This window comes from Rhodoferax sp., from assembly GCF_037143375.1.
GTDB lineage: Bacteria > Pseudomonadota > Gammaproteobacteria > Burkholderiales > Burkholderiaceae_C > Rhodoferax.
The window spans coordinates 24,190-38,324 of sequence record NZ_JBAWYV010000022.1; the positions used below are offsets into that span (position 1 = coordinate 24,190).

Below are 14,135 nucleotides of genomic sequence, written 5' to 3' on the forward strand. Positions count from 1 at the left end.
TTATTATTCAGCTGCTTTTTTACTGCGTCGGCAATCCGGCTTTGACCCATTCAGGCATGCCGCCACGAAACCATTGAATCTTTGAATAACCGGCTTTTTGGGCCACCACCGAAGCCTTGTAGCTCTTCCAGCATTCGCCCGAATTGCAAAACAACACCAGGGAAGCCGACTTGTCGGCGGGCAACTTGCTCAGGTCAAACTGGTCTTGCGAGGCATCAAAACCGACGTCTTTGGTGCTTTTTTCCTTGTAGGGCACGTTCTTGGCGCCCTTGATGCTTTTCTCGGCGAACTCAGCAGCCACCCGGGTGTCGATCACCACCACGCCGCTGTCGAGCAGTTTTTTAACGTCCGCCGCGCTGACCAACTTGGTGCCAGCCAGGGTGGCCGGCGTTTCCGAGGCCCAAACCGGGCCGAATATCCCTGCCGTCAAGGCAAGGGTTGCGGCCCATTTCAAATACGTGCGCTTGTTCATGTAGTTCTCCAGAAAGGTTGAAACGAAGGGCAATCTCCTGACAAAACAGCTTGTCAAAAGAATGTCAATTCCTCAGCGCTGCGCCGCAGGCTGTGATTTTTCCCTGGCAACCACTCTAGAGGGCGTCTTCAATCTCGTCTGTAGGGAGGTATGGACTTTTTGCGTAGTCCGTTTAAGACACCTGACTCAAGCCAGCACTTTTTTCACGAGCAACGCCTCGATGGCGTCTTCTGTGTAACCCAAACCGAGCAGCAATTGAGCGGTGTGCTCCCCCAAGGTCGGTGGATTCAGTCGCACGCCCAGACGCTGGCCGTCCATGGTGAAGGGGAACAAGGTGGTTTGTGCGGTTTGCCCGGCGCGCTCGCCATCGGGCAGGGTGATGTCGGCCAAGCCGCCGGTGGCCAGCAGGTGCTCATCGTCAAACAACTCTTCGGGCTTGCGAATGGGGGCAAACGGCAAGTCACGGGCCTCCAGCAACGCTGCCAACTCGGCCGCACTGCGGTTTGCCAGTCGCTCCCGCAAAATCGGCAGCAGCGTGGCGCGCTCGCGTACCCGGTCGTTGTTGCTGGCGTATTTGGCGTCCAGTTTCAGGTCGTGCAACCCGAGCGCGTCGCAAAACGTCAACCACTGCGCGTCGCTCACCGCCGCCAGAAAAATCTGTTCGCCATCCTTGACCGTGAAAACGTCATACACCGCCCACGGCGAAATGCGGGCGGGCATGGGTGCGGCCGCCTGACCGGTCACGGCGTACTGCAGCATGTGCTGGCCGACCAGAAATACATTGTTCTCGAACAGCGCGCTTTGCACCTCTTGGCCCTTGCCCGTGATGCCGCGCTGAATCAGGGCGCCGAGCGTGCCAATGGCACCAAACATGCCGCCCATGATGTCGTTCACACTGGTACCGGCACGCAGTGGGTCACCTGGCCGACCCGTCATGTAGGCCAGCCCGCCCATCATCTGCACCACCTCGTCGAGCGCGGTTCGGTTTTCATAAGGGCCGGGCAAAAAGCCCTTGTGACTGACGTAAATCAGGCGCTCGTTCACTTTGGAGAGCGATGCGTAATCGAGCCCGTATTTGCCCATGGTGCCGGGCTTGAAATTCTCGGCCACCACGTCGGCAGAAGCGGCCAGTTGGCGCGCCACTTCGGCCCCTTCGGGTGTGTGCAGGTTAATCGCAATGCTCTTCTTGTTGCGGTTGAACATCGGGAAAAAACCGGCGCCAGCACCCAATAAATGCCGGGTGCGGTCGCCTTCCATCGGCTCCACCTTGATGACCTCGGCGCCCATGTCTGCCAGCACCATGCCGCAGGTCGGCCCCATCACCATGTGGGTAAATTCGACGACGCGCAGGCCGACGAGGGGCAAAGGTTTGACGGGGAGTGAGGTGTCGTTCATGGTGCTTGGGAACTCTTTTGCGAATACTCAAATTGTCTGTTATTCCAGAGACCATCCTGATGAAATCCTGATACGGCCGGTGGTACGCTGACAGCATGAGCACCACCCCCCTCCCTCCAGACCAAGGCCAGCGCCCGTTGGCTGACTGGCTAACCGTTTTTCTGTTGCTGGCAGCGGCCACGCTCAGTGGCGCGTTGCTGGACCCCTATGTCTCGCTCACCAGCCAGGCCATGCTCTATGTGCTGGTGATCGTCATTGCCGCGTACCGGCTGGACTGGGTGCCGTCGGCCGTGTGCGCCATCGGTGCGGTGACGGCTCTGAATTTCTTTTTTGTTCCGCCCCGCTTCACCTTTGAGGTGGAGAGCCGCGAGCATTTGATTGCGCTGGTGGTGATGCTGGCGGTGGCGCTGGTCATCAGCCATCTGGCGGCCGGTCTGCGCCGCGAATCCCGACATGCCACGCTGAGCGAGCAGCGGGCGCGCCAGTTGCAGGCCCTGGCCACAGAACTGGCCAACACCACAGCGCCAGATGAAATTATGGCCTTGGGCCAGCGCGCGCTGGACGCCGCTTTTGCAGGCCCGAACTCGGTGACCTTGACGCAGGATGTCCCGCCACAGTCAGGCCCAGCTGATGGGCCCGACAGCGTGCGAGATGGCTTGCGCTGCTGCATGACCGAATGCGCGGTACTCGGCCCTGGCACCGGCCGCTGGCCGGGCCTGAATGCCTGGTATCTGCCGCTGGGTGACAAAGGGCATGTGATGGGCGCCGCCTGTGTGCAACCGGCCCTCGCCAGCGACACCGATGGCCGTGAACACGCGCAGGCTTTGTGTGCGCTGCTGGCGCAAACCGTATGGCGCGTGCGCCTCGCCGCCACCGTGCAGGCGGCGCAAATTGAAGCGCAGCGCCAGCAGCTTCAGAGCACTTTTCTGGCGGCGGTGTCGCATGACCTGCGCACCCCGCTGGCGGCGATCGTCGGCGCGGCCTCGTCCCTGCAAACCCAGCACGACAAACTCAGCGCTACCGAACAGGAACGTCTTTTGGGCAGCATCGCCAGCGAAGCCACCTACCTGTCCACGTTGACCGAGAACACGCTGCAGTTGGTGCGACTCACCAGCCTGCAACAAGCCCTGCGCAAGGACTGGGAATCGCTGGAAGAAGTTGTTGGCACAGTCCTGGCACGGGTGCGCCAGCGCGACCCCGGGCGTCGCATCAAATCCAAAGTGCCGCTGGGTCTGCCGCTGATTAAGGCCGATCCGGTTCTGCTGGCGCAATTGATCAGCAACCTGCTGGACAACGCGCTGCAATACAGCGACGGCGAGATCGAGCTGAACGTCAGCGCCACGGCACACACCTTGGTGATCGCCATCAAGGACCGCGGGCCGGGCATCGCCGAGGCGGAGCAAGACCTGATTTTCGAGCCTTACCAGCGCGGCGACCAGTCCGGCGCGCGCGGTGCCGGACTCGGCTTGGCCCTGTGCCGGGCGATCGCGGTGGCGCATGGCGGCAGTCTCACGGTCAAGCGGCGCAACGGCGGCGGCAGCAGCTTTGTCACCACCCTGCCACTGGACGAACAACCCACTGAGCAGGAGTTGACATGAGCTTGAACGTGTTGGTGGTGGAGGACGACCGCGAGATTCGGGCCATGATGCAAGCGTCCCTGTCGGTCGAAGGCTTTGAGGTGCAAACCGCCGTGTCGCTGAGCGAGGCGCGTGCGCTGCTGCAACACAAGCCGCCCGACCTCATCGTGCTGGATTTGGGGCTCCCCGATGGCGACGGCGCAGACCTGGTACGCGAGTTGCGCAAGCAGCACAGCACGCCGGTCATCGTGGTGTCGGCCCGGCACCAGGAGGCGCAAAAAATTGCCTTGCTGGATGCGGGTGCCGATGACTACCTGACCAAGCCTTTCAGCGTCGGCGAGTTGCTGGCACGCATGCGGGTCGCGTTGCGCCACCGGGGCACCAGTCTGGCCGCCGCCATTACCACGCATGACCTGGACGGCTTGCATGTGGACTTGACGACCCGCGTGGTGTCTCTGGACGGCGTGGCGCTGCACCTCACCCCCACCGAATTCAATCTGCTGGCGCGGCTGGTGCGCAGTGCTGGCCGGGTCGTGACGCACCGGCAATTGCTCGCCGATGTGTGGGGCGCCGAGTTCACCGAGCACACCCACTATTTACGTCTTTACATGGGCCAGTTGCGCGCCAAGATCGAGCGCGACCCGGCGGAGCCGCGCCATCTGCTGACCGATACCGGCGTGGGCTACCGGCTGGCCGACGTGTGACGCCACCCTGATCCTTATGCGATCCTGATGCACAGGCAACGACAGTGACCCCTTGTTTACTTTGGATGGATGGCAATGCGTAAATCTACGGGTCGCGAAGGTCTGGCGGCACTCACCCTCGGCGCCATGGGCGTGGTCTATGGGGACATCGGCACCAGCCCGCTCTACACCATGAAGGAAATTTTCAGCCCCGCTACCGGCGTGCCGCTGGACGCCACCCACCTGATCGGCGCCGTGTCGGTGATCTTCTGGGGTCTGATGATGGTGGTGACGATCAAATACGTGCTGCTCATCTTGCGGGCCGACAACCGGGGCGAAGGCGGCATCATGGCCCTGACCGCGCTGGCCGCCCACGCGGCGGGCAAGACGCCACACCGGCGCACCGTATTGCTGCTGACCGGCGTGTTTGGCGCTGCGCTGTTTTATGGCGACAGCGTCATCACGCCCGCCATCTCGGTGCTCAGCGCGGTGGAAGGGCTCGAAGTCGCCACGCCGGTGCTGAAACCGTATGTGCTGCCGATCTCCATCACCGTGCTGATTGGCCTGTTTTCCATGCAACGCTTTGGCACCGCGGTGGTGGGCAAGTTGTTTGGACCCGTGATCGTGCTCTGGTTTGGCGTGCTGACGGCCACCGGCGTACACCAAATCATGCAGCAGCCCGACATCCTGAATGCGCTGAACCCGCTCAACGCATTGGCGTTTTTGCAATCGCAAGGTTGGCATTTGTTTGTGGCCGTGGGCGCCATCGTGCTGGCCTTCACCGGCGCCGAGGCGCTCTATGCCGACATGGGTCACTTTGGCAAAAAGCCGATTCAACTGGCTTGGCTGGGCTTGGTGCTGCCCGCCCTGACGATTCACTACATGGGCCAGGGCGCACTGCTGATACGCGACCCCACAGCGCTGGAAAACCCCTTCTTCAGGATGTTTCCGCAAGCCTGGCTGATCCCGACCGTGGTGCTCGCCACACTGGCCACCGTCATCGCCTCGCAAGCCGTAATTTCTGGCGCCTATTCCATGACCAAGCAGGCCATGCTGCTGGGCCTGCTGCCGCGTTTGCAGGTGAATTTCACCTCGGCCAAAGAGGCCGGGCAAATCTACATGCCCGAGGTGAACCGGGCCCTGCTGATCGCCGTGCTGCTGGCGGTGGTTGGCTTTGGCAGTTCATCGGCGCTGGCCTCAGCCTACGGCATTGCGGTAACGGTGACGATGCTGATCACCACCGTGCTGACCTTTTATGTGGTGCGCTACGGCTGGAACTACCCGCTGTGGGTGGCGCTGGGCTCAACCAGCGTGTTTCTGGCGCTGGACGTGGTGCTGGTGCTGTCGTGCTCGCTCAAATTCTGGCAGGGTGGCTGGTTTCCGCTGGCGATGGGACTTGCCCTCTTCGTCGTGATGGCCACCTGGAAAAGAGGACGTGAGTTGCTGTTGACCAGTCTGCGCAACGACGACCCCGAGTTGCTGCCCTTCATCACCGCGCTGGCCTCGGACACCATTCACCGCGCCAAACGCACCGCCGTTTACGCGGTCGCCAACCCCGACACCGTGCCGCAGGCGCTGATGCACAACCTGAAACACAACCAGGTGCTGCACGAGCGCAACCTGATCCTGACCGTGGTGTTCCACGACGTGCCCTGGATTCCCTTTGACGAGCGGGTACAGGTCACACCGCTGGTGGCGGGTTTCTGGAAAGTGCAGGTGAACTACGGCTTCAAGAACACACCGGACATCCCGAAGGCGCTTGAATTGTGTCGCTCGAAGGGGCTCGCCATCAACCTGTTCGAGACCTCTTACTTTCTCAGCCGCGAAACCATCGTGCCCACCCGTGGCACCGGCATGGCGCATTGGCGCGAAGCGTTGTTTGCCCTGATGTCGCGCAATGCGGGCAGCGTGGCGGGCTTTTTTGGGCTGCCCAACAACTGCGTGATTGAACTCGGAACGCGGGTGCAGATTTGATTACCTCTGTTTAAGTCACGAATCAACAGAGTTTTAGAAAGTTAATCAAGGTGGTGGTATCGAATAAAGTTAGGTGATGCTCAAATCCACCGCCACCGCCACGACTAAATCAAAAGCCCCGCGCTTTGAGGTGCCCCGCGCCGTGCTGTTTGACGCCTACGGCACCTTGTTTGACGTCTACAGCGTGGGCCTGCTGGCCGAGCAATTGTTCCCCGGCCACGGCCAAGCCTTGAGCGTGATGTGGCGCGACAAGCAGATTGAATACACCCGCCTGGTGACCACCTGCAACCACGGCGCTCACTACCAGCCGTTTTGGGAACTGACCCGCGCTGCGTTGGTTTACGCTATTAAAATAATAGTAGCTCCCGCAGACAAGACGGGGGCCAGCGGCTCATTTGATGTACAAATTGAGCGTTTGCTCAACCAGTACCGCGCCTTGAGCGCCTTCCCCGAAAACAAGGACGTGCTGACCCAGCTCAAGGCCCGCGGCATCGCCACGGGCATTCTGAGCAACGCCGACCCCGCCATGCTGAATCTGGCCGTCAAATCAGCTGGGCTGGACGGCCTGCTCGACCACATCATCAGCGTCGACGCCATTCGCAAATTCAAGACCCACCCCGAGGCGTATGCGCTGGGCGAGCAAGCCACCGGCCTGCCTGCGCATCAGATCGCTTTTGTCAGTTGCAATTCGTGGGACGCGCTGGCCGCCACCTGGTACGGCTACCAGACGCTGTGGGTCAACCGCTACCAACTGCCGTTTGAAGAACTCGGCACGCAGCCGACCCGCACCGGCAGCAGTCTGCGGGATGTGCTTGACTTCTTTCCGTCATAAACGCGCCACTTTTGTATCATCCACCTGTTTTATTTGCCAACTTCTCCTTTTCAGGAAGCCTCTCACCATGACCGAACGCACCGCCAAACACCGCCTGCAAGTTGCCACTTCGCTGCTGCAATTCATCGACCAGAAAGTGCTGCCCGGCACCGGCATCACCCCCGCCAAGTTCTGGAAAGGTGTCGACACCCTCGTGGCCGATCTGGCGCCTAAAAACATCGCCCTGCTGGCCGAACGCGACCGCCTGCAAACCGAGCTTGATGCCTGGCACACCGCCCATCCCGGCCCGGTCAGCGACATGCCCGCCTACCGTGCCTTTTTGGAGCAAATCGGCTACCTCGTGCCGAACCCGAAAAAGGTCCGCATCAGCACTTCCAAGGTCGATGCTGAACTCGCCTTGCAAGCCGGCCCGCAACTGGTGGTGCCGGTGCTCAACGCCCGCTACGCCCTGAACGCGGCCAACTCCCGTTGGGGTAGTTTGTACGACGCGCTGTATGGCACCGACGTGATCAGCGAAGCCAAGGGCTGCGAAAAAGTCGGCAAAAAAGGCGGCTACAACCCCAAGCGCGGCGCCAAAGTCATCGAATACGCCCGTCATGTGCTGGACCGCACCGCACCGCTGCGCAAAGGCTCGCACGTTGACTCGGTAAGCTACCGCATCAAGGACGGCAAATTGGCCGTGAAACTGGCCGACGGCTCCAACACCAGCCTGGCCACGCCAGCCCAACTGGTCGGCTACCAGGGCGAAGAAAAAGCACCTAGCAGCGTGCTGTTTTTGCACAACGGCCTGCACCTTGATTTGCAAATCAACCGCGCCACCACCACCGGTGCCAGCGACGCCGCCGGTGTCAGCGACCTGGTTTTAGAAGCCGCGCTCTCCACCATCCTCGACCTGGAAGACTCGGTGGCGGTGGTCGATGCCGACGACAAAGTGCTGGCCTACAGCAACTGGCTCGGCATCCTGCAAGGCACGCTGACCGAAGAAGTCGCCAAGGGCGACAAAGTATTCACCCGCGGCCTCAACGCCGATCGCATCTACACGCCCGCCTCCGGCAAGGGCAAAAAAGTCACACTGCACGGCCGCTCGCTGATGTTTGTGCGCAACGTCGGCCACCTGATGACCAACCCGGCCATTTTGTACACCGACAAAAAGGGCGAAACCCGCGAAATCCCTGAAGGCATTCTGGACGCTGTCGTGACCACCACGATTGCCATGCACGACCTGAAGCGCACCGCCAAAGATGCGATTCGCAACTCGCGCAAGGGCTCGGTCTACATCGTCAAGCCCAAGATGCACGGCCCGTTTGAGGTCGCATTTGCCGCTGAACTGTTCTCCCGCGTCGAGAAAATGCTCGGCTTGGAAGACAGCACCGTCAAGCTAGGCATCATGGACGAAGAGCGACGCACCAGCGTCAACCTGAAGGCGTGTATTGAAGCCGCCAGCAGCCGCGTCGCGTTCATCAACACAGGCTTCCTGGACCGCACTGGCGACGAAATGCACACTGCCATGTTGGCCGGCCCCATGATCCGCAAGGGCGACATGAAAACCAGCGCCTGGATTGCCGCCTACGAGCGCAGCAACGTGCTGGTCGGCTTGAGCTGCGGCCTGCGCGGCAAAGCCCAAATCGGCAAAGGCATGTGGGCCATGCCCGATTTGATGAAAGCCATGCTGGAGCAAAAGATTGCCCACCCCAAAGCCGGTGCCAACACCGCTTGGGTGCCGAGCCCGACCGGTGCCACGCTGCACGCGCTGCACTACCACCAAGTGCTGGTAAGCGACATCCAGAAAGAAATGGAAAAGATCGACTACAACAAGGAACGCGACACCTTGTTGGGCGGCTTGCTACAAGTGCCGGTCACCGCGACCCCCAACTGGTCGGACGTTGAAAAACAGCAAGAGCTCGACAACAACGCCCAAGGTATTTTGGGCTACGTGGTGCGCTGGATTGACCAGGGCGTGGGTTGCTCCAAGGTGCCTGACATTCACAACGTCGCGCTGATGGAAGACCGCGCCACCCTGCGCATCAGCAGTCAGCACATGGCCAACTGGTTGCACCACGGCGTCGTGACCGCCGCGCAAGTGACCGAGACTTTCGAGCGCATGGCCGCCGTGGTCGACGCCCAAAACGCCGGTGACCCACTGTACAAAAACATGGCCGGCAACTTCGAGACCAGCATGGCTTACAAGGCCGCGTGCGAACTCGTGTTCAAGGGGTTGGCGCAACCCAGCGGCTACACCGAGCCTTTGCTGCACGCGTGGCGCCTGAAGGTGAAAGCGGCTGACGTTGCGGCAGCGGCAGCCGCCATCACGGCACCTGCGGCGGCTTGAGTTTTGCTATTTAATAAGTAGCTGCTTGCGCTTGATACACGGGGGCTAGAGGCCGATTAGGCTTAAACCCTGATTCTTGATTACAACGGCACCTGCGGGTGCCGTTTTTTATGGCGTTTGAGGTTGATGGCGCTGTTGGCTCAAGAAAGTCAGGAAACCAACACGGGTTCGGCTTTGACGGCTCGGTGAATGGGCGCTTGAGGCCCACGGCCGTGATTAGCTGAAAACCAAAAAAATCTAGCGGATTGTCGACAGTTGACCTTCAATTTCGCCGGAAGCTGTCATTCGCCACCGATGTCAGAAACTCTGAAGCCGTCATCCGGCGACGAAAAATGGTTATCCCGTTTGTCGTTGGCAGTACAGCGGACTTCCAGTGTCGCCAGCCAATCATCTGACCGATAGTCAGATAATCAAATTTATTTCTCATCACAAGAATGAATCCTTCGGCTTCAACCGGTCAGCTTTAACTCTTGGATGGACATTCAATGTCTTTGATTTAGCGTGCAAGAATCACTCGCTTTAGTAACCGGTTCGGACCATAACTATCGCTGAATCCATAGGCATTGATGTCGACCTTGCCACTCTTGTGAATGCTGACGGTCGCCCAAGCGTAGGCGCGGTCGCTGGCCGGGTTCATGGTTGCTTCGCCGGGTTGAGCGTCCCAAGGCGAACCGCCACTGCCCACCATCACCTGCCATGCCGCACCATTGGGTTGCATCATGTTGAATTCGTGCTCATGACCACAAAAATAGGTCGCGCCATATTGCTCAATGACACGCCAGAACGCATCACGTTTTTCCGGGTATTTATCCAAACCAACTGCTTCAAAGTTGTCTGGTGTCGGTTTTTTATAAGCGTAGGTAAAGGCTGGTTTGTGCCCAAAAACAAAAAAGTGTTTTGCACCGCGACTTTGGGCGGCCATCAGATCGCGCTTGAGCCACTCGGAGGGGGCAAAGTTATCGCTGCCCACGGCATCGGTATTGACCACTGAAAAATGCGAGTCATTCACATCAAAACTGTAGGTGAGCTGGCCTTGGTCGCTTTTTAGACCGTCCACACCGCCCTGGTTTTGAACATTAATATTGGTGGCATCCTGACCCACGATGGTCTTGAACCGTGCCGTATCAATAATGAGGTCGCCCATGTTGGCGCGCCAGGCATTTTCGTTTTCGACCTGGGATTTTTTGCCCGATGCCTTGGATTGAACTTCGTGGTTCCCCGCGACGGGAACAACATACGTGCCGGACTCCATCAAGGGCGCTACCATGCCACGCCAAAATGCGTATTGGCGGTAGAAGGCCATCAAATCAGAGCCCACCACGTCCGCAACGCTGTTGCTGGGCGTTGGCCCCGCCAGACCGTAGCCCATGATCATGTCGCCATTAAAAAAAAGCAATTTGGACTTTTGGGCTTGCACCCCTTGCATGATGCGCGACCAAGCCTTGCTGTTTTGCAGCCAGATCTTGTCCTGCGCCGTCAACGGGCCGGTTGAAGGGTCAAAGGCCACCGGGTCTTGCCGAGAGTCACCCACCGTCGAGAAACTGAGCACGACCGGGTCTTTGTCCTGGCCATGCGGTTTTGCGGGAGCCTCCGTGGCGAAAGCCGCTGTCAATAAAGTCAGCTGACCCAGCAGCAAGACTATTTTTTTAAATGTTATTTTCATCGTAGGAATCTTTGGGGTAGGTTGAAAACTGTTCATCAACGTGCTTCGCGTCGTTGTAGCGTCATGCGGTTCAAACTACCTTCTTTAAGAACCCATTGATGCCACAACGCGCCCAGCACATGGAGGCCCACCAGAAAATAAACGGCGTTGCCAAACAGCTCGTGCAGGTCCTTGATGCTGGATTTCAAACCGGCATCCGGTGCGATCAAGGCCGGCCACACCCAGCCAAAAAACTCAACTTCTTTACCGCCTGCTTGCGTAAACAACACACCACTGATGGGCAGGGCAAACATCACGGCATACAGCAAACCATGCACCGCTTTCGCGCTCAAGGCCTGCCAGCGCGGCCCGCTCACTGCAGCGGGAGCCGCAAAACGCAAACGCGTCACGACGCGAAACAAAACAAACAAAAACGCCAATTGCCCGGCCAGCATGTGCCAGTTGCGCAAGGACTTTTTAAGCAGATCGCCCTTGGGCAAATAGCCCCGGTACTCAATAAATGCCAGCGCAGCGGCAAAGAGGACAAAAATCAGCCAATGAAAAAATACAGTGGTCGGGTGGTATCGGTTGGGGGTCATTTGGGGGGTGTTCATGAAATTTTGAAACTTGGTTGGACCGGCTCAATGGCCGGACGAATTTAATTTTTTACAGCGACTCTTGCCGCCCGAGAGCTCGCACTGAATGACGGCTTGGCCCAGGGTGGTGTATTCCGTCAAGCGCCAATCGCCACGCTCATGGGGGCCGACGCGGTCCAGCGTAGCAAAGCCATAGTCGGCCCGGCCCATGTAGTCTTCAATTTGCGCGCCTTTAAAAAGCTCAGTGCCCACCGGCAAGTTTTCGGGCACCCGGCCCTCGTTGGCAGAGCCGGAGTTGCCCAGCACCAGCGACACCGGGTGCTTGCTCTTGAAACTGATGGCCTCAAACAAATGCACATGACCATGCAGGGCGACCGACACGCCCTCCGGAAAGAGCCGCTCCGGGTAGGCGGCCTCAAACACCGACTGCAATCCTTTATCGCCTGCCAACTTGAATGGACTGGCGTCTTTGGCGGGCACCACCGCCAGCAGCGGATGATGGCTCATAAAGAAGCTGTTTGGCCTTTGCTGTGCCAGTTGGTTAACGCTTGCAAGCTGGGCCGTGTACTTGGCATAGGACAGGTCAGTGGTCAAAAAAGGCTTGCCATTGGTGCGTGATGAATCGTAAACAATGAACTGCGAAAACGCATTTACCGGCACCGCATAGGGCTCGGAATAATCCGCATCACGGTCTTGCGCCGGGTCGTTGCAAGAACGCGCCAGCGTCCACGGTTGGGCGTCAATAAAACGGAACCAGCCTTGCCCGGCGCGCGTGCAAGTCTCATGGTTGCCGCGCACAAAAACCCAGGGCGCCGCGGCCAGCAACGGCTTGGCGGGCTTAAAAAAATCGGCCTGCCACGCATCAAAGCCATAGCCCCATGCCGCATTGGCACAGCCGGCGTTGCCTTCAGGGCAAGGACTTTCGCGGTAATGAATATCTCCGATGTGAATCACCAAATCGGGCTTGAGTGCCGCCGCACTTTGGGCCACTTGGGCAAACGGCCACTTGACCGGGTCGTTGCAAGGCTGAAACGCGGCCTCGGAAGCTTTCATGCGGCAACCGGTGTCGGCAATGATGACGATGCGGTGGATGCTGCTGCGGGGCGCTGGCACAGCGGTACCGGCAACGCGGGCGTGATGGGCGCCAACGGGCCAACGGGCCTCGCAGGTCAGCACGTCAAACACGGCAGCTTTGGTGTCTTTTTGGGCGCTGTCGCCGCGCAGCGGCAGGGTCGCGGCCGTGGCGCGCGGCGTCATGGCTTGCGACGCTTGGCCGTCCCACTGAATCGCGGGGCACACGGTGGCGTGGGTCAAAGCCCGCACGATGGCTTGGCCTTCGGCTTGAACGGTAAACACCAGGTCCGGCGCCATTTCGGGCGCGGAGGCGGTCTGACTCCAGCTGAGGGCGTGGCCGAACAGGGCGGCCAGAAGCAGCGCCAAAGTTCTGAAGATGGAGGAGGTGAGCATGGTGTCGGACTGGTAAAAATGCAAACAGGGGGCGGATGCTTTTGGCATCACGCCCCCCGGAACCTGGCTGTGGGGTGAACCGCTATGTTTGAGTGTTAACTCAACTTAGCCGGTTCACGACCCAGCGATTAAAAGTCCAGTGTGGCCGTCAGTGAGACACTGCGACCGGGCGTAACGGTCAACAGATCAGCTTTATTCGGAATAGCGCTGGAGCTTCCTGGCTGAGCCAATGCAATACCCACAATCGCGTGCGTATCAAACAAATTATTGACACCAAATTGCAACTTCAACTGTTTCGCAAACGATGCAGGGGTCTTGATGTTGTAATTGACAAACAAGTTGGCAACTGTCACGGGGTCAATCACAAAAGCTTCATGGTTACCGGTCGAGTCATCGTTGTACATCTGTCCAACACGATTGGCAGACAAGTTGAGCGACCAATTGTTACGCTGGTAATTGATTGCAATCGACTCGGTGTCAGCTGGCGCACTCGCAACCCAGAGACCCGTGCTGTCGTATTTCAAGCTACCCAATGTCGCATTCACGTACAGACTAAAACCACCCCCCAATACAAAATTAGCTTCTGCCTCGATACCCTGGTTCTTCTGTGTCCCACTAGGAATGTAGGCGACATAGCCAGAACTGTCGGGTGACAAAGCGGTATAGGAACCCTCCAGCTTGGTCTGGTAAATATCCGCGGCAAGTGTCAGATCGCCAGAGTTCCAGACCGTTCCGATTTGAGCGGTGGTCGCTTTGGTGGGGCTGGGTGGTGGTGAAACCTTGGCGTTCAAGACGTCAAATACACTCGTACTTGGAATTTGGTCACCCAAAGCATATTGACCATAAAGCGTCCAGTTAGGCTGAATTTTGTAGTGGACATCCAGCGAAGGCAGCACATCCGTGTAGGTAATGGAGTTCGAAAGGCTTGGCGCTCCCCCTGTGATCCCTGTTACGACTGTACCCGACTTGATATAAGTTCCACCCAGTGGACCAACACCTTTCTTACCCCCAGAATTATCTGCAAGATGCACAAAATCTTGCTGGTATGACGCGTATTTCACGCCCGGGGTGATCTTCAGCTTATCGTTGACCCTGTACTCGTATTCAAGATACGGCTGAATGGTTGTGGTTGTATAGGTCTCGCTGAAGTTTGGCACAGCAGAATCAA

At 58.8% G+C, this 14,135-nt stretch carries 11 protein-coding genes; 5 read left to right on the forward strand and 6 right to left on the reverse strand.

What is annotated here, in order from left to right; genetic code table 11:
• Nucleotides 1–19: 19 nt before the first annotated feature.
• On the reverse strand, nt 20–472 hold the full coding sequence (locus tag WCG50_RS05655) for a rhodanese-like domain-containing protein (protein ID WP_336898601.1): 453 nt from the start codon (nt 470–472) through the stop codon (nt 20–22).
• A 186-nt stretch (nt 473–658) separates the two neighbouring features.
• Nucleotides 659–1,867 carry a CaiB/BaiF CoA-transferase family protein gene (locus WCG50_RS05660; protein WP_336898602.1) on the reverse strand — a complete coding sequence of 403 codons (1,209 nt, stop codon included), beginning with the start codon at nt 1,865–1,867 and terminating at the stop codon, nt 659–661.
• Between the two features lie 95 nt (nt 1,868–1,962).
• Between WCG50_RS05660 and WCG50_RS05665 the strand changes: the two genes are divergently transcribed.
• The 5 genes from WCG50_RS05665 (at nt 1,963) to WCG50_RS05685 (ending at nt 9,262) form a co-directional block, all read left to right on the forward strand.
• The gene (locus WCG50_RS05665; protein WP_336898603.1) at nt 1,963–3,465 is read left to right on the forward strand and encodes an ATP-binding protein; all 1,503 of its coding nucleotides are present in this window, start codon (nt 1,963–1,965) and stop codon (nt 3,463–3,465) included.
• Nucleotides 3,462–4,148: a response regulator gene (locus WCG50_RS05670; RefSeq protein ID WP_336898604.1), complete on the forward strand. Its 687-nt coding sequence runs from the start codon at nt 3,462–3,464 to the stop codon at nt 4,146–4,148. Before WCG50_RS05665 ends, WCG50_RS05670 begins: the two co-directional genes overlap by 4 nt.
• A gap of 75 nt (nt 4,149–4,223) precedes the next feature.
• A complete protein-coding gene (locus WCG50_RS05675) occupies nt 4,224–6,101 on the forward strand; it encodes a potassium transporter Kup (RefSeq protein ID WP_336898605.1) in 1,878 nt (625 codons plus the stop codon).
• A gap of 76 nt (nt 6,102–6,177) precedes the next feature.
• Nucleotides 6,178–6,933, forward strand: a complete 756-nt coding sequence (locus WCG50_RS05680) for a haloacid dehalogenase type II (protein ID WP_336898606.1) — start codon at nt 6,178–6,180, stop codon at nt 6,931–6,933.
• A gap of 67 nt (nt 6,934–7,000) precedes the next feature.
• Nucleotides 7,001–9,262 (forward strand): malate synthase G, encoded by a 2,262-nt coding sequence (locus WCG50_RS05685; RefSeq protein ID WP_336898607.1) that lies wholly within the window; start codon nt 7,001–7,003, stop codon nt 9,260–9,262.
• A gap of 496 nt (nt 9,263–9,758) precedes the next feature.
• On the opposite strand, the gene WCG50_RS05690 is transcribed toward WCG50_RS05685, so the two are convergent.
• From WCG50_RS05690 to WCG50_RS05705, 4 genes are all read right to left on the reverse strand, one after another.
• On the reverse strand, nt 9,759–10,925 hold the full coding sequence (locus WCG50_RS05690) for a metallophosphoesterase (protein WP_336898608.1): 1,167 nt from the start codon (nt 10,923–10,925) through the stop codon (nt 9,759–9,761).
• A gap of 35 nt (nt 10,926–10,960) precedes the next feature.
• Entirely contained in the window at nt 10,961–11,518 is a 558-nt protein-coding gene (locus tag WCG50_RS05695; RefSeq protein ID WP_336898609.1) for a cytochrome b, read from the reverse strand.
• 27 nt (nt 11,519–11,545) lie between these two features.
• Nucleotides 11,546–13,015, reverse strand: coding sequence for a metallophosphoesterase (locus WCG50_RS05700; protein ID WP_336898610.1), 1,470 nt, complete (start codon nt 13,013–13,015; stop codon nt 11,546–11,548).
• 80 nt (nt 13,016–13,095) lie between these two features.
• Nucleotides 13,096–14,135 (reverse strand): TonB-dependent receptor (locus WCG50_RS05705; RefSeq protein WP_336898611.1); only part of this gene is annotated, 1,040 nt, incomplete at its 5' end.

Bases quoted from the DNA above. Each gene is read 5' to 3' on its own strand.
- WCG50_RS05700 (WP_336898610.1), bottom strand. From the start codon at position 13,015: ATGCCAAAAGCATCCGCCCCCTGTTTGCATTTTTACCAGTCCGACACC.
- WCG50_RS05695 (WP_336898609.1), bottom strand. From the start codon at position 11,518: ATGAACACCCCCCAAATGACCCCCAACCGATACCACCCGACCACTGTA.
- WCG50_RS05655 (WP_336898601.1), bottom strand. From the start codon at position 472: ATGAACAAGCGCACGTATTTGAAATGGGCCGCAACCCTTGCCTTGACG.
- WCG50_RS05690 (WP_336898608.1), bottom strand. From the start codon at position 10,925: ATGAAAATAACATTTAAAAAAATAGTCTTGCTGCTGGGTCAGCTGACT.
- WCG50_RS05660 (WP_336898602.1), bottom strand. From the start codon at position 1,867: ATGAACGACACCTCACTCCCCGTCAAACCTTTGCCCCTCGTCGGCCTG.
- WCG50_RS05670 (WP_336898604.1), top strand. From the start codon at position 3,462: ATGAGCTTGAACGTGTTGGTGGTGGAGGACGACCGCGAGATTCGGGCC.
- WCG50_RS05680 (WP_336898606.1), top strand. From the start codon at position 6,178: ATGCTCAAATCCACCGCCACCGCCACGACTAAATCAAAAGCCCCGCGC.
- WCG50_RS05675 (WP_336898605.1), top strand. From the start codon at position 4,224: ATGCGTAAATCTACGGGTCGCGAAGGTCTGGCGGCACTCACCCTCGGC.
- WCG50_RS05685 (WP_336898607.1), top strand. From the start codon at position 7,001: ATGACCGAACGCACCGCCAAACACCGCCTGCAAGTTGCCACTTCGCTG.
- WCG50_RS05665 (WP_336898603.1), top strand. From the start codon at position 1,963: ATGAGCACCACCCCCCTCCCTCCAGACCAAGGCCAGCGCCCGTTGGCT.